The organism is Actinokineospora sp., from assembly GCF_052390155.1.
Taxonomy (GTDB): domain Bacteria; phylum Actinomycetota; class Actinomycetes; order Mycobacteriales; family Pseudonocardiaceae; genus Actinokineospora.
Genome location: NZ_JBQTHF010000052.1, coordinates 18,793 through 38,257, shown reverse-complemented (window position 1 = coordinate 38,257; position 19,465 = coordinate 18,793). Strand labels below are relative to the sequence as shown.

Below are 19,465 nucleotides of genomic sequence, written 5' to 3'. Positions count from 1 at the left end.
ATGGGGCATCGGGTCGCGGTGCTGAAGGACGGGTTGTTGCAGCAGTGCGACACTCCGCGTGCGTTGTACGACAGTCCGGCCAACGCGTTCGTCGCGGGTTTCATCGGCAGCCCCGCCATGAACCTGCGCACCGCTCCCGTGGCCGATGACGCGCTGCGGATCGGCGGGCTGCGGGTGCCGCTGCCGCGCGAGACGATGACCGCGATCCGCGAGCAGGGCCTGACCGAGGTCACCATCGGCGTCCGGCCCGAGTCGCTGAGCCTGGCCCCGACCGGCACGGACGACGCGTTCGACCTGGTGGTCGAGTTGGTCGAGGAACTCGGCGCCGACGCGCTGGTGCACGGCTCGGTCGCCGACGAGCCCGGCTCGGCCCGGCTGGTCATGCGGGTCGACGGCCGCACGCCGCCCGCGCTCGGGCAGACCGTCCGCGTGGTGCTGCGCAACTCGGAGGAGATCCACCTGTTCGACGCCGAGACCGGTGAACGCCTGGTCTAGGAATTGACGGTGAATCCGGCGGGCGCCAGCACGTCGAGCACCGTGCCGTCCCGGTCGACGCGGATGTCCAGTGTCCCGCCCGCCAGCGGGATGCCGGACACCGCCAGCGCGCCGACCGGGCCCGATGTCGGTGGCCGCACCGTCACCGTGCGGCCGGGCACGTCCACCGCCAGGCCGAGCAACACCCACAGCGCGGCGATCCCGGCGGCGGCCGACCACGCCTGCGGCCTGCACGACGCAGGGTACGGCACCGGCCGGGCCGACTTGCCGAAGCCCGCGTAGAGCTCGGGCAGTTCCCAGTCCAGCGACCCGGCCGCGCGCAGCAGTCGCGCGGCCAGGTCGGCGGCCTGGTCCCGGAATCCGGCGGCGGCAAGGCCGCGCGCGATGATCGCGGTGTCGTGCGGCCAGACCGACCCGCAGTGGTAGCTCAGCGGCGAGTACGCGGCGGCCGCGCTCGACAGGGTGCGCACGCCGAACGGGCCCGTCAGGTCCGGTTCGGCCAGCCTGCGGGCGACCAAGGCGGACTCGGCGCCGTCCAGCAGGCCGGTGCCCAGCAGGTGACCCATGTTGCTGGCGGGCGCGTCGACCGGGCGCTTGTCGCGGTCGAGGGCGAGCGCCGGATACCCGGACACCCAGAACGCCGCGCGAAACCGGGTGGCCAGCTCGGCGGCGTGCTCGCGCAGTCCCGCCCCGCTCTCCCCGAACGCCGCCAGCACATCCGCGCCCGAGTGGAGCGCTTCATGGTGGTACGCCTGGACTTCCGCCAGCGCGATCGGCGGATTCGCGAACCGGCCGTCGGCGAAGCGGACTGCGTCGGCGGAGTCCTTCCAGCCCTGGTTTGCCAGTCCAGTACCCATTTCGTCCACGTATTCGGCGAAACCGTCGCCGTCGGGATCGGCCGGGCCGGTGATCCAGTCGAGCGCGGCGCGTAGTGCGGGCAGCAGGGGGCGCACCTGCTCATCGGGCAGGCCGGCGCGCCAGGCGTCGTGCAGCAGGCACACCCACAGCGCGGTGGCGTCGACGGTCCCGTAGTACAGCGCGGGCAACATCATGTCCCCCAACCGGAATCCCGCGCGCCTGCGCTCGTGCGGGATCTTGCCCGGCGCCTCGCCGGTGGCCGGGTCGTGCCGGGTTCCCTGGAGCCGAGCCAATGTACGCAACGTTTCGCCCGCGAGGTCGACGGAGGACGGCAGCGCCAGCCGGGCGGCCCACAGGCTGTCACGGCCGAACAGCGTGAGGTACCAGGGCGCACCCGCGGCGGCGAACCGGTCGGTGCCGTCGGTGAGCAGCAGCCGGTTGAGGTCGGCGACCGATCGACTGACCATATCGGACAGTCGCGGATCGTCGGCCTCGATGGATGGCATGACCAGCAAGGACTCCGCGGCGGCAAAGACCGCACCAGGATCGTCCACGGACAGTGTCCATTCCAGACTGGACGATCCGCGGACGAGCCAGGTCAGCACCGCGTCGGCGCCGTCGACGGTGATCCGGGCACCCGGTGCGGTCAGCGTCGAGTGGAGACCGTCCGCGTCCCACACCACGGACTCCCCATCGACTCGCGGTGCCACCGCCGCAGTGTCCACACCGGACTTCACCGCCGAGATCGCGGCGAAATCGGCCCGCAAGGCAAGGCGTACAACGCAATCCCGCTCGTCGAGCCCGGTCAGTTCCAGCCGCTCCACGACCCCGGAGCCGGACACCTCGCGACGGCGGTGCAGCCGCGCGACCGGGTCGTGGCTGCCCGGCGGGTCGAGGTGGCCCAGCAGGCCGACGAAGCCGTCCGGTCCGCCGGAGATCGGCTCGGGCTCGCGTCCGTCGACCGTGAGCACGGCGGCGCTGAGCACTCGGTGGTCTCCGTGCAAGACGCCCTGGGCGCCGGTCCCGCGGAGCTGACCGTCCATTCCAGACAGTACGGCGGTCGGCGCCGCCACGGTGATCACGAGGTCGTGCAGCAGCGGCTGCCGTTCGGTCATGGGTCGCGTCCTCCGGTGTCGGTCCGGCCAGCCTTCCCGATCGTGCGGTGGATCGCACGATCGAGTGGCCTTAAACTCATGCACGTATGGCAATATGTTGGTCGGAAGGTCGAGCGATCGGGGGGACGAGATGGGCCACGGGCACGGACACGGGGTGCCGGTCAGCGCGTCCGGGCGGTTGGTCGGCAGGCTGTGGATGGCGTTCGGCCTGGCCGCGGCGATCATGGTGGTCGAGTTCGCCGTCGGGGTGGCGACGTCGTCGCTGGCGCTGATCTCCGACGCCGCCCACATGCTGACCGACGTCGTCGGCGTCGGGCTCGCGCTGGCCGCGATCATGGCTGCCCGCCGGGCGGGCGGCAAACCGGACCGCACCTTCGGGCTCTACCGCGCCGAAGTGCTCGCCGCGCTGGCCAACGCGGTGCTCCTGTTCGGCGTCGCCGGGTACGTGCTGGTCGAGGCCGTCGCCCGGTTCGACAACCCGCCCGCCGTGCCCGGCCTGCCGGTGCTGCTGGCCGCGTCGGCCGGTCTGGTGGCCAACGTCGTGGCGTTCCTGCTGCTGCGTGCGGGCGCGCGGGAGAGCCTGAACGTGCGGGGGGCCTACCTGGAGGTGCTGGCCGACCTGGTGGGCTCGGTCGCGGTGCTGCTCAGCGCGGTGGTGACACTGACCATCGGCTGGCGCTACGCCGACCCGGTCATCGGCGTCGCCATCGGCCTGTGGGTGCTGCCGCGCACGTGGTCGCTGGCCCGGCGCGCGCTGCGCATCCTGTTCCAGCACGCGCCCGAACGGGTCGACGTCGGCGAGTTGGCCCTGCGGCTGGGCACCGTGCCCGGTGTCGCCGAGGTGCACGACTTGCACGTCTGGACGCTGACCTCGGGCATGGAGGTCGTCTCGGCCCACCTGACGACGGCCGACGGGGCGGACCGGACCGCCGTCCTGCACACGGCCCGCGACCTGCTCGCGAGCGACTACGGCATCGACCACGCGACTTTGCAGGTGGAGGGGCCGGACTCGGCGACCAAGTGCCAGGAACTGTCCTGGTGAGCCTCAGAGCGGCTGTGCGGTACGGCAGCCGCGGTCTATGACCTGTTGCAGCGCATACCGCGGCTGCCGCACCAAATAACGTTGTCAGTGGCCCGTCAGATTATCGACTGCTCACGTTTCGCTGACGGTTCGTACTCAGAGAACGCGTGGGCAAGCCGTTCCCATGTTGGTGTAAGAACCGTTGGCATTCTTACGCCAACCAGTTCCGCACACTGCCGTGTTGTATGGCAGGTACTGGTTGATGTTGACGCGGAAGGTCTGGATGGGATTGGTGTCCGAGTTGTTCACGCCGCGGAGCTGGAAATGCCCCGTGTAGCCGCCGCAGCGACGTTCCGGGCTTGGGCGTAGGTCACGTAGTAACTCCCGCCGCCCGAGACTTAGTCGAGGAACACCTGCGTGCAGCCGACCGTTTGCGCGTTACTGGCACTCGCCGTGCCGTTGAGGCCGAGTGTGGCGGTCACGGCCACCATGATGGCGAGCCCGAGACGTGGCATGGTTCTCATTCGATCTCCCGATCGAGTCCATGGGTGTACGCACAATGATGTGCGAGAAAGACAATCACCCCAGTGATTGCAGCTTGTGCTGCTTGGCCACGGTACCGGCGCGCGCTCGCGGACACACTCCGCCTATCGGGGAAATCACGATGGTCGGCGTGACCAAAATCATTGCGGGAGCGGTTGACTTCTGCGTTCGATCAACATCCGGGTTATCAGCGTCGTTTCGCCCTGCTGGCCCTGCCGGATTTTGTCCGCGAGGTTGCGGACGAAATCCAGGCGCGCATGATCGGCGGCATGCCCCGCCATCTCCAGGCCGCCTTGGTGGTGACGCAGCATCAATTGCAGGAAGTAGGTGTCGAACTCGGCGCCGGTGAGGCCCCGGAGGCGGGAAAGTTCCGCGGTGGTTGCCATACCGGGCATCCGAGTAACCCCTGCCGGGGTGTTGTGGCCGTGAGCCTCGCCCGACATCCAGCTCATGTGGGGTTGGCCGGGCGGGGGCAGCACGGGTTGGCCCCAGGTGGTCAGCCAACCACTGAGCTGGCCGCTCTGGTCCAATTGGGTGGACTCGATGTCGAATGCGAGCTGACGGATCGGGGCGTCCGTGCTGCGGTCTCTGGCCAGCCCGGCCATGGTGATCGCCTGGAGGTGGTGGACGCGCATGTCGTGGGCGAACCCGACATCGACGGAGTCCAGGTCCGGGGGATCGTCCTGTCCCACCACTGCGAGGGTGATCAGCATGCCGATCGCCGCACCGACCACCAAGACCGCGAGCGCGGCGGCCGCGTAGACCAGGGCGGATTGCCTGGTCGTTCGGGGCCGCGCGGCTGCGTCGGGCGTGGTGGTCGGGCGGACTTCGGTCACTGTGAGGGCGGCGCCGTGGGCGCCTGCTGTCCGGACGGGGGCCCCGGCGCCGGGGCTGACGGCGGCGTCTGGCCGGGAGCGGTCGGGGCCTTGCCGTCCATGCCGACAGCGTCAGGCCCGGGCTTCTCGGCGACGAACGGCGGCGGGGCGCCGGGGTCGAAACCGGTCTGGTTGCTGTCGCATCGACCGCCGGGCTCGGGGTTCTGGTAGCTGTTGGACCTCAGCGCCTTGATGAACTGGTCGATTCGCTCGTCGTCGGCGCTGTCCAGCTTGAGCTGGTGGCCCCACGACTGCAGCGAGATCGGGCGGTCGAGTGCCGGGTAGGGCGACATCAGCATGTACGGCTGGCCGTCGACCTTGGACTTCAGCTTCTCCAGCGCCGGGCCCTGCACCTTGTCCGGGTTGTATGCGATCCACACCGAACCGTGTTCGAGGGCGTGGACCATGTTCTCGTTGCGCACGGCCGTCGGGTAGACGATGCCGGTGCAGTCGGCCCACACGCCGTCGTGCGGTCCGCCGAACGGCGGCGTCTGGTCGTAGGCGACGCGCTGACCCGGGTTGATGTGCTGGCCCGCGGTGTAGGGCATCCGGGTGACTCCACCGATGTTCTCCGACGGGTCCTTGTTGTCCTCGGACACGGTGAACTTCTTCGCGCCGGAGACCTGGACGTAGGCGTAGCCGAACACGCCGCCCGCCAGCAGCAGGACCGCGATCACGCCGATGATCGTGCCCCAGGGCCTGCTCTTTCTCGCGACAACTGAAGCGCGTGCGGCCTTCACCGCGCTCTTGCTGCCCTTGTTCTTCGTCCCGCTGGCCATGCCGTCCTCGGACCTCAGTGTCGAGTGTGCTCCCGATCGGGGAGTCGCACCACGGATGAAGTGCGGACGCCAGTCTAGGGAACGGGTGTCTGGTGGCTGTCAACCACCGTCACGGTCGGCCGGTGACGGGTACGGCGTCCGGTCCGGGCGGCGCCGGGTCGAACGGCGGCGGGTCGTCCTGGTCGAACAGTTTGGCGTCGGGGGCGTCGCAGGGGGCGCCCGGTTCGGGGTTGAGGTACGGGTTGGTCCGGGTGGCCACGATGAACTGGTCGATCCGGGGATCGTCGATGCTGTCGACCTGGAGTTGCCTGCCCCAGGACTGCACCGAAACGGGCTTGGGCTGGCCGGGGAAGGGCGACATGAACGTGTACGGCCTGCCCTCGACCCGCTCGGCCAGCGCCAGCCGGTCGTCGCCCCTGACCCGCCTGGGGTCGTAGCTGACCCAGACGGCGCCGTGCTCCAGCGAGTGGACCAGGTGCTCGGTGCGGACCGCGGTCGGGTACACCACCCCGTTGCACGCGGCCCAGATGTGGTCGTGCGCGCCGCCCAGGGGCGGGGCGTGGTCGTAGGCCACGCGCTCCGGGAAGATCACGTGCTTGCCCGCCACGTAGTTGATCTCCAGGACGCCCTCGATCTTCCTGGTCGGGTCGCGGTTCTCCTCGGTCGGGACGAACTCCGGGCCGGGCGTGGCACGGGCGGGCCGGGGTTTCTCGGCACCGCCGCAGCCGGTCATGGCGAGGCAGACGAGGGCACCGATGGCCAGGGTCCGTGCGAACCGTGTCATGGGACCGAGTCTATGGACTCGGGGCTCGGCCGAGGCGGCTACGGACGGTGGACGGCGACTACCTAGACTTGCCCGGTGACTCCCGCCGTACTCGCTGACCTGGTCCGTTCCGCCGCCGTGCGGGTTCTCGACGCCCGCGGACTCGACACCGCCGTCGTCCCGGCCGCGGTCACCGTCGAGCGACCGCGCAACCCGGAGCACGGCGACTACGCGACCAACGTGGCCCTGCAGGTCGCCAAGCGCGCCGGGGTGGCCCCGCGCGACCTCGCGGGCTGGCTGGCCGACGCGCTCGCCGCCGACGCCGGGATCGAGGCCGCGGAGGTCGCCGGGCCCGGGTTCATCAACCTGCGCCTCGCCACCGACGCGCAGGGCGACATCGTGCGCCAGGTGCTGGCCACCGGCACCGGGTACGGCACCGGCACGGCGCTCGCGGACCGCCGGATCAACCTGGAGTTCGTCTCCGCCAACCCGACCGGCCCGATCCACCTCGGCGGCACCCGCTGGGCCGCGGTCGGCGACGCGCTCGGCCGGGTGCTCGCGGCCCAGGGCGGCGCGGTGACCCGGGAGTACTACTTCAACGACGCGGGCGCCCAGATCGACCGGTACGTCCGCTCGCTCGTCGCGGCCGCGAAGGGAGAGCCCGCGCCGGAGGACGGCTATGCGGGCGCCTACCTCGCCGACATCGCCGCCGAGGTGCTGCGCCAGGAGCCCGGCGCGCTGGCGCTGCCCGACGCCGAGCGCGCGGAGACCTTCCGCCGGATCGGCGTCGGCCTGATGTTCGAGCAGATCAAGCAGAGCCTGCACGAGTTCGGCACCGACTTCGACGTGTACTTCCACGAGGACTCGCTGCACGCCTCCGGCGCGGTCGAGCGGGCCGTCGAGGCGCTCAAGGGCTCGGACCTGCTCTACGCCGAGGACGGCGCCTGGTGGCTGCGCACCACCGAGTACGGCGACGACAAGGATCGCGTGGTCATCAAGAGCGACGGGCGGCCCGCCTACATCGCGGGCGACATCGCGTACTTCCAGGACAAGCGCCGCCGCGGCTTCGACCTGTGCATCTACCTGCTCGGTGCCGACCACCACGGCTACATCGGCAGGCTCAAGGCCGCCGCCGCGGCCGCGGGCGACGACCCGGACACCGTGGAAGTCCTCATCGGACAGATGGTGAACCTGCTCAGCGACGGCAAACCGGTGCGGATGAGCAAGCGCGCGGGCACCGTGATCACGATCGAGGACCTGGTCGACGCGGTCGGCGTGGACGCGGCCCGCTACGCCATGATCCGCTCTTCCGCGGACTCCACTTTGGACATCGATCTCGGCGTGTGGACCAAGCGCTCCAACGACAATCCGGTCTTCTACGTCCAGTACGCGCACGCGCGGCTGGCCTCGCTGCTGCGCAACGCCGCCGACCTCGGCCTCGCCGTGCCCGGCCCGGACGACGCGGACCTCGGCCTGCTCACCCACCAGCGCGAGGGCGACCTGGTCCGCACCCTCGGCGAGTACCCCCGGATCGTGGCCACCGCCGCCGAACTGCGGGAACCGCACCGCGTGGCGCGCTACCTGGAGGAACTGGCAGGCGCGTACCACAAGTTCTACGACAGTTGCCGCGTCCTGCCCCAGGGCGACGAGGAGCCCGGCCCGCTGACCACCGCCCGCCTCGCGCTGTGCGCGGCGACGCGGCAGGTGCTCGCGAACGGGCTCGGGCTGCTCGGCGTCACCGCACCGGAACGAATGTAGGAAACGGGTATATGAGGGCACATCCGGCCGGACCGCGGCACGCGGAGATCCTGCCGCCGAGCAACACCGCGAGCGAGCGGCCCACCAGCGCGCTGGCGCTCGACGAGCTCTACGGCGAGGTCTGGCCGCGCAACGCGGTCCGCGGCGCGGACGGCGCGCTGCGGGTGGCGGGGGTCGACGTGCGCGAGCTGGCGCAGACCTACGGCACCCCACTGTTCGTTGTGGACGAAGCGGACTTCCGTGCCCGGTGCCGCGAACACGCCGCCGCGTTCGGCGATCCCGCGCTGGTGCACTACGCGTCGAAGGCGTTTCTCTGCGTGGAGATCGCCCGCTGGGTCGCGCAGGAGGGGCTGAGCCTGGACGTGTGCAGCGGCGGCGAGCTGGCCGTGGCGCTGCGCGCGGAGTTCCCGCCCGAGCGGATCACCTTGCACGGCAACAACAAGTCGGTCGAGGAGCTGGCCCAGGCGCTCGACGCGGGGGTCGGCGCGATCGTGGTCGACTCGTACTTCGAGATCGCCCGGCTCGACAAGCTCGCCACCGACCGCGGCGTGGTGGCGCCGGTGCTGATCCGGGTCACCGTCGGCGTCGAGGCGCACACCCACGAGTTCATCGCGACCGCGCACGAGGACCAGAAGTTCGGCTTCTCGCTCGCGGGCCGCGACGCCGCGGAGGCGGCCCGGCGGGTGCTCAAGGCGGGCGGCCTGCGGCTGGTCGGGCTGCACAGCCACATCGGCTCGCAGATATTCGACGCCGACGGCTTCGAGGTCGCCGCGCACCGGGTCATCGGGCTGCTCGCCGAACTGCACGCCGAGCACGGCCCCGAGGCGCTGGCGGCGCTCGCGGTGGTCGACCTCGGCGGCGGCCTCGGCATCGCCTACACCGCCCAGGACGACCCGCCGCCGCCGATGTGGCTGGCCGACCAGCTCCGCGCGCTGGTGGCCAAGGAGTGCGAGCAGGCCGGGCTGGACATGCCGAAGCTGGCCGTCGAGCCGGGCCGCGCCATCGTCGGCCCCGGCACCGTGACTCTCTACGAGGTCGGCACCATCAAGGACGTCGCGCTCGGCCACGGTACCGGCCGCCGCTATGTCAGCGTCGACGGCGGCATGAGCGACAACATCCGCACCGCGCTCTACGACGCGCTCTACGACACCCGGCTGGTGTCGCGCTCCAGCGCCGAGGGCGAGCGGGGCGCGGAGGCGATGCTGTCCCGCGTGGTGGGCAAACACTGTGAGTCCGGCGACGTTGTGGTGCGCGACTGCTGGCTACCGGCCAACCTTGCTCCCGGAGACCTGATCGCGGTGGCCGCTACCGGCGCGTACTGCTACTCGATGGCGAGCAACTACAACCGGTTGCCGCGCCCGGCGGTGGTGGCCGTGCGCGACGGGTCGGCGCGGCCGCTGCTGCGCCGGGAAACCGTGGACGACCTGTTGAGACTGGAGATCCCGTGACCAAGCCCGGCAAGCCGATCCGGGTCGCGCTGCTGGGCTGCGGCACGGTCGGCACCCAGATCGTCCGGCTGCTCACCGACCAGGCAGGCGAACTCGCCGCCCGCGTCGGCGCGCCGGTCGAGCTGGCGGGCATCGCGGTGCGCAGGCCGAACAAGCACCGCGAGGTCCCGGCCGAGCTGCTCACCACCGACGCCGCCGCGTTGGTCGCCGACGCGGGCGTGGACGTCGTGGTCGAGGTCATCGGCGGCATCGAGCCCACCCGCACCTGGCTGCTCGCCGCGCTGCGCGCGGGCAAGTCCGTGGTCACCGCAAACAAGGCCCTGCTCGCCGAGCACGCGGGGGAGTTGTTCACCGCGGCCGACGCCGCCGGGGTGGATCTCTACTTCGAGGCCGCCGTCGCGGGCGCCATCCCGCTGCTGCGCCCGCTGCGCGAGTCGCTGGCGGGCGACCGGATCACCCGGGTGATGGGGATCGTCAACGGCACCACCAACTTCATCCTGTCCGCGATGGACGACACCGGCGCGGGTTACGCCGAGACCCTCGACGAGGCGGCCCGGCTGGGCTACGCCGAGGCCGACCCGACGGCCGATGTGGACGGTTACGACGCCGCGTCCAAGGCCGCTATCCTTGCCTCCCTTGCCTTTCACACCCGGGTCACGGCGGGCGACGTCTACCGCGAGGGCATCGCCGCGGTCACCCCGGCCGACGTGGCCGCCGCCCGGTCGCTGGGTCGCACCATCAAGCTGCTGGCGATCTGCGAGCGCGTCGACGGCCCCACGGGCGAGTCGGTCGCGGTGCGGGTGCACCCGGCGATGATCCCGCGCGGCCACCCGCTGGCCGCGGTCGGCGGCGCCTTCAACGCGGTCTTCGTCGAGGCGGAGGCCGCCGGACAGCTCATGTTCTACGGGCAGGGAGCGGGCGGCGCACCCACCGCCAGTGCCGTGCTCGGCGACCTGGTGGCGGTCGCCCGCAACCTGGTCGTCGGCGGGCGCGGGCCGCGCGAGTCGGCGTACGCCGACCTGCCGGTGCGCCCGATCGCGCAGACCTCGACCAGGTACCACATCAGCCTGGACGTGGCCGACCGCGCGGGCGTGCTGGCGGCGGTGGCCGCCGTGTTCGCACAGCACGACGTGAGCATCGCGGCGGTGCGCCAGGAGGGCCGCGCGGCCGATGCGAGCCTGGTGATCGTCACCCACTCGGCGCCCGACGCCGCGTTGCGCTCCACTGTGGACAAAGTCGCGGGCCTGCCGTTCGTGCACGAGGTGGTCAGCGTGATGCGCGTCGAAGGCGAGGACGCATGACCGAGCCTGGTTGCCAACCGCACTTGAGGGAGGCGGAGATTCATGACCGAGCGTGGTTGCCAACCGCAGCTAAGGGGAACGGGATGCGACCCAGCCACCGGCACCCACCAAACTGGACAGTGCCGGCTCACCGTGCCCACCAGCGTTAATTCTGGGGAGGCGGATCAGCCGGGCATCATTGCGGCTTATCCGTCGCGGATAGCGGTGCCGCACGGCGCCAAGGTGATCACCCTCGGCGAGGGCAACACGCCGCTGCTCGCCGCGCCGCACCTGTCCGAGCTGACCGGGTGCGCCGTTTACCTCAAGATCGAGGGTGTCAACCCGACCGGGTCGTTCAAGGACCGTGGCATGACCGTGGCCATCACGCACGCGCTGGCCAACGGCCTCGAAGCGGTCATCTGCGCGTCCACCGGCAACACCTCGGCCTCGGCCGCCGCCTACGCCGCGCGCGCGGGGCTGACCTGCGCGGTGCTCGTGCCGCGCGGCAAGATCGCGCTGGGCAAGATGGCGCAGGCCGTCGCCCACGGCGCCCGCATCCTGCAGATCGACGGCAACTTCGACGACTGCCTGGAACTGGCCCGCAAGACCGCGGCGGAGTACGCCGTCGGCCTGGTCAACTCGGTCAACCCGGTGCGGTTGCTCGGCCAGAAGACCGCCGCGTGGGAGGTCTGCGACGTGCTCGGCCGGGCGCCGGACGTGCACTGCCTGCCGGTCGGCAACGCGGGCAACATCACCGCCTACTGGCGTGGCTACCGCGACTACGCCAACGACGCGCTGATCACGGGCACGCCGCGGATGTTCGGGTTCCAGGCCGCGGGCGCGGCGCCGCTGGTGCGCGGCGAGCCCGTGCGCGACCCGGAGACCATCGCGACCGCGATCCGGGTGGGCAGCCCGGCGTCCTGGGCGGGCGCGGTCGCCGCGCGCGACGAGTCGGGCGGGCTTTTCGAGTCGGCGACCGACGAGCAGATCCTCGACGCCTACCGGCTGCTGTCGCGGCGCGAGGGCGTGTTCGTGGAGCCGTCCTCGGCCACCAGCGTGGCCGGGCTGCTGATCACCGCCGCCGACGGGCGGCTGCCGCTGGGTTCGCTGGTGGTGTGCACCGTCACCGGGCACGGCCTCAAGGACCCGGGCACGGCGCTGGCGGGGATGCCGGAGGTGGAGCCGGTCCCGGTGGACGCCTCCGCCGTGGCCACCGCCCTGGACCTGCGGTGATCGTCGGGCGCCGGGTCCGCGTCCGGGTGCCCGCGTCGTCGGCGAACCTCGGGTCGGGTTTCGACGCGCTCGGCCTGGCGCTGTGCCTCTACGACGTTGTCGACGTCGCGGTGGTCGAGCGCGGCCTGGACATCCAGGTCGTCGGCGAGGGCGCGGGCGAGGTGCCGCTGGACGAGACCCACCTCGTGGTCCGCGCGCTGCGGGCCGCGGTCGACCTGCTCGGCGCCGCGCCGCCCGGATTGGTGCTGTGCTGCGCCAACGCCATTCCGCACGCGCGCGGGCTCGGCTCGTCGGCGGCGGCCATCGTGGCGGGCATCGCGGCCGGGTACGGCCTGGCCGGGCGCCCGCTGGACGACGACGCGCTGCACCTGGCCGCCGAGTTCGAGGGACACGCCGACAACGTCGCCGCGAGCCTGTTGGGCGGGCTCGCGGTGGCCTGGGCCGAGGACGGCCGCTTCCGCGCCGTCCGCGTCGAACCGCACGCCGACCTGCGGCCGGTGCTGATCGTGCCCGCCGAGCATTCCGCCACCCACGTCACCCGCGGCCTGCTGCCCGACCGGGTGCCGCACGCCGACGCCGCGTTCGCCGCCGGACGCAGCGCGCTGGCCGTGCACGCCGTCACCGCCCGGCCCGACCTGCTGTTGGCCGCCACCGCCGACCGGCTGCACCAGGACTACCGCGAGAGCGCCTGGCCCGCGACCCTGCGCGTACTTCGTGACCTGCGCGGACACGGCGTCGCGGCAACGGTTTCCGGCGCCGGGCCGACCGTGCTGGCGCTGACCACGGACGGCGTGCTGCCCGCGGTCGACCTCGCCGGGTTCACCGTGCGGCCACTGGCTGTCGACCGCGCGGGAGCCCGCGTCGAGACCCTGGCGTGACCCGGTCTCCTCAGTGGACACTCGGGTGACGCAGATCACCGACGCGCACTGATGCTCGCGCGCGACGCGCTGTGGGCCGGTTGTTGCACCTTGAGTGAGGTCCGTCTACCCTCGGGGGCGTTCAGTCACCGCGCGCACGGGCGCCCGGTGTCGTTCCCGGGAATTCTTTCCGGGTCGCATCATCTGCCGAGGTATCGGCTCTGTCCTCTTCCAGGTCCGAGCCGGGGCTCGCAGGTACCCGACGACCGTGGTGACCAGATGCTCCCTGTTGGCGACCGAGTCGTTCGCCTGGCCCGAACTGCGGCCAGGTACGTGGCTAGGGCAGCCAAACAGTGGAGAGATACGCCGTCTCGCATTCCGACGGACGGCGTTCCGCTGGTCCACGTAGGAGGCGGGGACCGGTCAGGAAGGACATGTGTGAGCAATACCGATCTATTGAGCAGCGATACCGCGGCCGACCAGCAGGAGAGGTCCGGGGCCAACGGCGGTACGCCGAAGCGTCGCGCGGGTCTGTCCGGCATGGTGCTCGCCGAACTCCGCGAACTCGCCGGTCAGCTTGGAATCCCCGGCACGGCGGGCATGCGCAAGGGTGACCTGATCGCTGTCATCAAGGAGCGGCAGGGTGGTGGCCCGGGCGGGTCCGCCCCGGAGCTGCCCCTGAACGGCACGGACACCGCGGAGGCCAAGCCGAAGCGGGCGACCAGGACCGAGCGGCCCGCGGAGGTCCGGCCCACCGAGGCCGTCGTGGCGGTGCCCGCCGAGGCACCCGTCGCGGACAAGCCTGCCGACGCGCCGCAGGACTCCGCGCGTCCGGCCGAGGGCGATGACGGCGGCCGCCGGGACAACCGGCGCCGACGCGGCGCCAACCGGGCCGCGGGAAGCCCCGAGCAGGCGCCCGCCGAACAGCAGGCACCCGCCGCCGCCGAGGTCAGCCGTCCCGCCCGCGGCGACGACCGCCAGCAGGGCGACCGCCAGCGCACCGAGCGCGGCGACCGGGGTGACCGTCAGCGCGGTGACCGCGATCGCAACCGCCAGCAGGACAACCGCCAGGACCGGCAGCAGGACAACCGGCAGCAGGACAACCGGCAGGACAACCGTCAGCAGGACCGGCAGCAGGACAACCGGGCCACCGGTCCCGACGACGATGACGACGACGAGCGCGGCGGACGCCGCGGCCGTCGCTTCCGCGACCGTCGCAGGCGCGGTGGCCGTCCCGAGGGCACCGTCGGCCAGAACGACACCGAGGTGCGCGACGACGACGTGCTGCTGCCCGTCGCGGGTGTCCTGGACGTGCTGGAGAACTACGCGTTCGTCCGCACCTCGGGCTACCTCGCCGGACCCAACGACGTCTACGTCTCGCTGTCGCTGGTCCGCAAGTACGGCCTGCGCCGCGGCGACGCCATCACCGGCCTGGTCCGCCAGCCGCGCGAGGGCGAGGCCCAGCGGCAGAAGTTCAACCCGCTGGTCCGGGTGGAGACGATCAACGGCCTGGAGCCGGACGCGGCCAAGAACCGCCCCGAGTTCACCAAGTTGACCCCGCTCTACCCGAACGAGCGGCTGCGGCTGGAGACCGAGCCGCACATCCTCACTACTCGCGTCATCGATCTGGTGATGCCGGTCGGCAAGGGGCAGCGCGCGCTCATCGTGTCCCCGCCCAAGGCGGGCAAGACCTCGGTGCTGCAGGCGATCGCCAACGCGATCACCACCAACAACCCCGAGGTCTACCTCATGGTCGTGCTCGTCGACGAGCGGCCGGAAGAGGTCACCGACATGCAGCGGTCGGTGAAGGGCGAGGTCATCGCCTCCACCTTCGACCGCCCGCCGGGCGACCACACCACCGTGGCCGAGCTGTCCATCGAGCGCGCCAAGCGCCTGGTGGAGATGGGCCACGACGTGGTGGTGCTGCTCGACTCGATCACCCGCCTGGGCCGCGCCTACAACCTGGCCGCCCCGGCGTCCGGCCGGATCCTGTCCGGTGGCGTCGACTCGACCGCGCTGTTCCCGCCGAAGCGCTTCCTCGGCGCGGCGCGCAACATCGAGGGCGGCGGCTCGCTGACCATCTTCGCCACCGCCCTGGTGGAGACCGGGTCGGCCGGTGACACGGTGATCTTCGAGGAGTTCAAGGGCACCGGCAACGCCGAGCTCAAGCTCGACCGCAAGATCGCCGACAAGCGGATCTTCCCCGCGGTCGACATCGACCCGTCCGGCACCCGCAAGGAGGAGCTGTTGCTCCCGCCGGACGAGCTCGCGGTCACCGTGAAGCTGCGTCGAGTGCTGCACGCGCTGGACAGCCAGGCCGCCATCGAGCTGCTGCTCGACCGGCTGCGCAAGTCCCGCACGAACATCGAGTTCCTGATGCAGGTGGCCAAGACCACGCCGTCGAACGACGTCTGAGTCCGGTCCACCGAGCCCCCGCGCACCCCGGTGCGCGGGGGCTCAGCGCATCTCCGGCACGGTCACAGTGGACGCTCGCGTGTGGACAGTCCGGTCGTGCCGGGGCCGGAACCGGCGCCAGCACAGCACCAACAGCAGCGCCATCGCGGGCATCCCCAGTCCGATCGCCCACCACCGCGGCACCATGACGTCGTCGAGGGCGAGCCCCCAGAGCAGCAGCAGCGCCGGGTAGAGCACCGCGAGGATGCCGCGCTGTGCCGAGGACCGCCAGCCCACCGCGCCGCCCAGTGCGGCGCTGACCGCGGCGGCCCCGCCCCACAGCGCGCTGGACAGCGTGACCTGCCACGACGCGTGCAGCAGCAGGCCGCCCAGCGCGGTCAGGCCGAGCACGGACGCCGCGAACAGCAGCGGGGCCACCAGCCACGCGGAGACGGACAAGGGCCTGCCTACGGCATGCAGCACCTGGACAGTGTGTGTCGGTCATTCGACCGACAACACGCTACTATCGGTGAGCGGCCGATTACCTCGGCAGGAGGCATCCCGGGTGCGGTGAGCGGTCGGAATACCGCCCGGGCGGGCCGCGTTGCAGGTCACGTCAGCAGGTCTGGCAGACTGTCAGGTCGAGTCCGGCTCCGGTTCACCCCGAGGTTGTTCAAGCACTGTCGGGGACCCGGCGGCCACATACGAGAGGCGACCATTGTGAAGAGCGGTATCCACCCCGACTACGTGACCACCAACGTGGTCTGCGGCTGCGGCAACACCTTCAGCACGCGCAGCACCAAGGCTTCCGGCAGCATCCACGTCGAGGTCTGCTCGGCTTGCCACCCGTTCTACACCGGCAAGCAGAAGATCCTGGACACCGGCGGTCGGGTCGCGCGCTTCGAGGCGCGCTACGGCAAGCGCACCAAGGCCGCGAAGTAGCTTCGCCGACGGCGCCCTCCCGCTCGCGGGACGGGCGCCGTCGCCGTGTCCGGGTAGCTTCGGCTTTGGAGGCCAGTGGTGGACGCAACGAGTCTTGGCGACCTGCTCGGCGAATACGGCGAGCTGGAACAGGAGCTCGCCGATCCCGCGGTGCACGCCGACCAGGACCGCGCGCGCAAACTCGGCCGCCGCTACGCCCAGCTCACCCCGGTGGTCAAGACGCTGCGCGAGCTGGAGAACGCGCGCAACGACGTCGAGGCCGCGCGCGAGCTGGCCGCCGAGGACCCGGCGTTCGCCGCCGAGGCCGACGCGTTAGTCGCCCGCATCCCCGAGCTGGAGGCCAAGCTCACCGAGCTGCTGCTGCCGCGCGACCCGCACGACGGCGCCGACGTGCTGCTGGAGGTCAAGTCCGGCGAGGGCGGCGAGGAGTCCGCGCTGTTCGCGGGCGACCTGCTGCGCATGTACCTGCGCTACGCCGAGCGGCACGGCTGGAAGGCCGAGGTGCTCGACGGCACCGAGTCCGACCTCGGCGGTTTCAAGGACGTCACGGTCGCGATCAAGAGCAAGGCAGCCGACCCGGAGGGCGTGTGGGCGCGGCTGAAGTTCGAGGGCGGTGTGCACCGGGTGCAGCGCGTGCCCGTCACCGAGTCGCAGGGCCGCATCCACACCTCCGCCGCGGGCGTGCTGGTGTACCCGGACGTCGAGGACACCACCGCGTTCGCCGACATCTCGGACAAGGACCTGCGCATCGACGTCTACCGCTCGTCGGGCAAGGGCGGGCAGAGCGTCAACACCACCGACTCGGCGGTTCGGATCACGCACCTGCCCTCGGGCATCGTGGTGTCCTGCCAGAACGAGCGTTCCCAGTTGCAGAACAAGACCCGCGCCATGCACGTGCTGCGCGCCCGGCTGCTCGCCGCGGCCGAGGAGGAAGCCGCCAAGCAGGCGTCCGACGTGCGGCGCGGCCAGGTCCGCACGGTCGACCGGTCCGAACGGGTGCGCACCTACAACTACCCGGAGAACCGGATCTCCGACCACCGCGTCGGCTACAAGGCGCACAACCTGGAGGCCGTGCTCGACGGCGACCTCGACGGGGTGCTCGACGCCCTCGCCGACGCCGACCGCGCCGAGCGACTCGCGGCCCACTCGGGTTGAGTCCGCCGCGGGCGTGCGAGGCTTGCGCCATGAGCGAGTTTGCGGACGAAGCGTGAGCAGGCAGCCCCTGCGCGTCGCCATCATGGAGGCCGAGCGCATCCTCACCCGCGCGGGCGTCTCCTCGCCGCGCAACGACGCCGAACTGCTCGCCGCGCACGTGTTGGGCGTCGAGCGGGGCAAGCTGACCCTCGTGCCGCTGGTCGACCCACCGGTGATCGACGCCATCGGCAAGCTCGTCGCCCGCCGCGCCCGCCGCGAGCCGCTGCAGCACCTCACCGGCACCGCCGCGATGGGCGCGATCACCGTCGAGGTGGGCCCGGGGGTGTTCGTGCCGCGGCCGGAGACCGAGCTGATGTTCGCCTGGGGACTCGCGGCGCTCGGCGGCGTGCGCGCGCCGGTCGTCGTCGACCTGTGCACCGGGTCGGCGGTCCTCGCGCTGGCGCTGGCCAACGCCCGGCCGGACGCGGTCGTGCACGCGGTCGACATCGACATCTCCGCGCTCGCGTGGGCCCGCCGCAACGCTGACGCGCGGGCCGCTGCGGGCGACACGCCAGTGCGGCTCTACTCGGGCGACGTGGCCGACCGCGGCCTGTTGGGCGAGTTGGAGGGCCAGGTCGACCTGGTCATCGCGAACCCGCCGTACGTGCCGTGGGGCACCGAGGTCCCCCCGGAGGTCGCCGACCACGACCCGACGCGCGCGGTGTTCTCCGGCGCCGACGGCCTCGACGCGATCCGGCACGTGGTCTCCGCCGCGGCCCGACTGCTGCGCGCGGGCGGCGCCGTGGCCATCGAACACGACGACAGCCACGCCGAGTCCGTCCCAGCCCTGCTCTCGACCCGGCGCGTGCTCACCGACGTCCAGGACCACCGGGATCTCGCCGAGCGGCCGCGCTTCGCCACCGCCCGCCGCGGCTGAGCGCTCCGCTCGGCCGTGGTGAGGGCCACGGCCAGGCCGAGCAGGGCCAGCCCCGTCCAGCCGAGCACGGTGCCTGCGGTCGCCAGGTCGCCGCCGCCGAGTTGGTTGCGCGCGGCGTGGCCGAAGACCAGCGCCAGGATGACCGTGACGATGAGCAGCGCCAGCGCGCCCAGCGCCCAGGTCGCGATCTGCTCGGTGCCGCGTCGTCCACCGGACATGGTTGGCCTCCCTTGTCGCCGATCGCTCAGGAGTGACCCTGGCGCATCGGGACCGGGAGGGGTCCCCGCAGCGACTACGGAGCGGCGTTGTCGATCATGGCGTGGTAGACGGGCAGCGTCTCGGCCCAGCGCGCGGTGTTCGCCGCGGCGTAGAGGAAGTACTCGGTTCCGTCGACGCGCCAGTACATCGAGTGCACGTGCCGCTTGCCCTGCGGGGTGTCGTACTGGAACTCCCAGTCGACCGCCCGCACGCCGTGGTAGGTCGTGGTGCCGAGGCTGATCCGGCGGAATCCGGGCTTCGTCGCGGAGAACGCGGCGTCGTAGTCCACATGCGACATCAGCAGGTCGGCGTCGGGCGCGGCGGCGCCGCCGTAGCGGATGAACCGGGTCGGGTCGGCGGGGTCGGTGGCCTGCATGGCGCCCGGACCGGTGGACCGGGTGACCTTCCAGCCCGCCGGGATGACCGTGACCAGCCCGCCGGGTCCCTGGACGCGCCGCGTGCCCGCGTCGACCGGCAGGGCCACCTTCGACGGGCTCGCTGTGGCTGTGGTGAGGCCGGTGAGCGGCGGACCCGGGTCCGGGGTGGCGCGCACGGTCGCCTCGGGGGCCTCGATCGGCGGCGGGCCCTGCTCGTAGATGTAGGTCGGGATCGTGGCCGCGGCGGCCGGGTCGTCCTTGGGCACGACGAGTAGCAGCGTGCCGACGGCGGCGCTCACCACGACGTAGGCCGCGACAAAGGAGGACGCCAGCCAGCGTGAACTGAGCTGCGGTCCTCGGCGACTCGGCACTCGGCTACTCGTGGGAACTCCCTGGGA

General features: G+C 71.8%; 17 protein-coding genes. 11 read left to right on the top strand and 6 right to left on the bottom strand.

Annotated elements, in window-relative coordinates:
* On the top strand, positions 1-495 hold a 495-nt coding region (locus tag ACT4N7_RS18170), incomplete at its 5' end, for a TOBE domain-containing protein (RefSeq protein ID WP_444829952.1).
* On the opposite strand, the gene ACT4N7_RS18165 is transcribed toward ACT4N7_RS18170, so the two are convergent.
* A complete protein-coding gene (locus ACT4N7_RS18165; protein ID WP_444829951.1) occupies positions 492-2,468 on the bottom strand; it encodes a glycogen debranching N-terminal domain-containing protein in 1,977 nt (658 codons plus the stop codon). The genes ACT4N7_RS18170 and ACT4N7_RS18165 overlap by 4 nt on opposite strands.
* 130 nt (positions 2,469-2,598) lie before the next feature.
* On the opposite strand from ACT4N7_RS18165, the gene ACT4N7_RS18160 reads away from it, so the two are divergent.
* Entirely contained in the window at positions 2,599-3,510 is a 912-nt protein-coding gene (locus ACT4N7_RS18160) for a cation diffusion facilitator family transporter (protein WP_444829950.1), read from the top strand.
* 662 nt (positions 3,511-4,172) lie between these two features.
* Here the strand turns inward: ACT4N7_RS18160 and ACT4N7_RS18155 are convergent.
* The 3 genes from ACT4N7_RS18155 to ACT4N7_RS18145 all read right to left on the bottom strand — a co-directional run bounded on the left by ACT4N7_RS18155 (position 4,173) and on the right by ACT4N7_RS18145 (position 6,470).
* Positions 4,173-4,868, bottom strand: a complete 696-nt coding sequence (locus tag ACT4N7_RS18155) for a DUF305 domain-containing protein (protein ID WP_444829949.1) — start codon at positions 4,866-4,868, stop codon at positions 4,173-4,175.
* Entirely contained in the window at positions 4,865-5,686 is an 822-nt protein-coding gene (locus ACT4N7_RS18150; RefSeq protein ID WP_444829948.1) for a DUF3105 domain-containing protein, read from the bottom strand. The genes ACT4N7_RS18155 and ACT4N7_RS18150 overlap by 4 nt, the downstream gene beginning before the upstream one ends.
* Positions 5,687-5,795: 109 nt before the next feature.
* Positions 5,796-6,470, bottom strand: a complete 675-nt coding sequence (locus ACT4N7_RS18145) for a DUF3105 domain-containing protein (protein ID WP_444829947.1) — start codon at positions 6,468-6,470, stop codon at positions 5,796-5,798.
* 75 nt (positions 6,471-6,545) lie between these two features.
* Here ACT4N7_RS18145 and argS point away from each other — a divergent pair, with 75 nt between their 5' ends.
* The 6 genes from argS (at position 6,546) to rho (ending at position 15,440) form a co-directional block, all read left to right on the top strand.
* Entirely contained in the window at positions 6,546-8,207 is a 1,662-nt protein-coding gene (gene argS, locus ACT4N7_RS18140; RefSeq protein WP_444829946.1) for an arginine--tRNA ligase, read from the top strand.
* Positions 8,208-8,218: 11 nt separating this feature from the next.
* Entirely contained in the window at positions 8,219-9,655 is a 1,437-nt protein-coding gene (lysA, locus tag ACT4N7_RS18135) for a diaminopimelate decarboxylase (RefSeq protein ID WP_444829945.1), read from the top strand.
* Entirely contained in the window at positions 9,652-10,956 is a 1,305-nt protein-coding gene (locus ACT4N7_RS18130) for a homoserine dehydrogenase (protein ID WP_444829944.1), read from the top strand. The genes lysA and ACT4N7_RS18130 overlap by 4 nt, the downstream gene beginning before the upstream one ends.
* A gap of 132 nt (positions 10,957-11,088) precedes the next feature.
* Positions 11,089-12,168, top strand: coding sequence for a threonine synthase (thrC, locus tag ACT4N7_RS18125; protein WP_444829943.1), 1,080 nt, complete (start codon positions 11,089-11,091; stop codon positions 12,166-12,168).
* Complete coding sequence (gene thrB, locus ACT4N7_RS18120; RefSeq protein ID WP_444829942.1) at positions 12,165-13,046, top strand: homoserine kinase; 882 nt, start codon at positions 12,165-12,167, stop codon at positions 13,044-13,046. The genes thrC and thrB overlap by 4 nt, the downstream gene beginning before the upstream one ends.
* 417 nt (positions 13,047-13,463) lie before the next feature.
* Positions 13,464-15,440, top strand: coding sequence for a transcription termination factor Rho (rho, locus tag ACT4N7_RS18115; protein ID WP_444829941.1), 1,977 nt, complete (start codon positions 13,464-13,466; stop codon positions 15,438-15,440).
* A 42-nt stretch (positions 15,441-15,482) separates the two neighbouring features.
* On the opposite strand, the gene ACT4N7_RS18110 is transcribed toward rho, so the two are convergent.
* Positions 15,483-15,902: a hypothetical protein gene (locus ACT4N7_RS18110; protein WP_444829940.1), complete on the bottom strand. Its 420-nt coding sequence runs from the start codon at positions 15,900-15,902 to the stop codon at positions 15,483-15,485.
* A 237-nt stretch (positions 15,903-16,139) separates the two neighbouring features.
* On the opposite strand from ACT4N7_RS18110, the gene rpmE reads away from it, so the two are divergent.
* The 3 genes from rpmE (at position 16,140) to prmC (ending at position 18,432) form a co-directional block, all read left to right on the top strand.
* The gene (gene rpmE / locus ACT4N7_RS18105) at positions 16,140-16,361 is read left to right on the top strand and encodes a 50S ribosomal protein L31 (protein WP_444829939.1); all 222 of its coding nucleotides are present in this window, start codon (positions 16,140-16,142) and stop codon (positions 16,359-16,361) included.
* A gap of 78 nt (positions 16,362-16,439) precedes the next feature.
* On the top strand, positions 16,440-17,516 hold the full coding sequence (gene prfA / locus ACT4N7_RS18100; RefSeq protein ID WP_444829938.1) for a peptide chain release factor 1: 1,077 nt from the start codon (positions 16,440-16,442) through the stop codon (positions 17,514-17,516).
* 52 nt (positions 17,517-17,568) lie between these two features.
* On the top strand, positions 17,569-18,432 hold the full coding sequence (gene prmC, locus ACT4N7_RS18095; protein WP_444829937.1) for a peptide chain release factor N(5)-glutamine methyltransferase: 864 nt from the start codon (positions 17,569-17,571) through the stop codon (positions 18,430-18,432).
* Positions 18,433-18,724: 292 nt separating this feature from the next.
* Here prmC and ACT4N7_RS18090 read toward each other — a convergent pair whose 3' ends face one another.
* Entirely contained in the window at positions 18,725-19,438 is a 714-nt protein-coding gene (locus ACT4N7_RS18090) for a hypothetical protein (RefSeq protein WP_444829936.1), read from the bottom strand.
* Positions 19,439-19,465 lie beyond the last annotated feature (27 nt).

Excerpts from the sequence above, each read along its gene's own strand:
- ACT4N7_RS18160 (WP_444829950.1), top strand. The coding sequence starts at position 2,599 with ATGGGCCACGGGCACGGACACGGGGTGCCGGTCAGCGCGTCCGGGCGG.
- ACT4N7_RS18165 (WP_444829951.1), bottom strand. The coding sequence starts at position 2,468 with ATGACCGAACGGCAGCCGCTGCTGCACGACCTCGTGATCACCGTGGCG.
- ACT4N7_RS18145 (WP_444829947.1), bottom strand. The coding sequence starts at position 6,470 with ATGACACGGTTCGCACGGACCCTGGCCATCGGTGCCCTCGTCTGCCTC.
- lysA (WP_444829945.1), top strand. The coding sequence starts at position 8,219 with ATGAGGGCACATCCGGCCGGACCGCGGCACGCGGAGATCCTGCCGCCG.
- ACT4N7_RS18150 (WP_444829948.1), bottom strand. The coding sequence starts at position 5,686 with ATGGCCAGCGGGACGAAGAACAAGGGCAGCAAGAGCGCGGTGAAGGCC.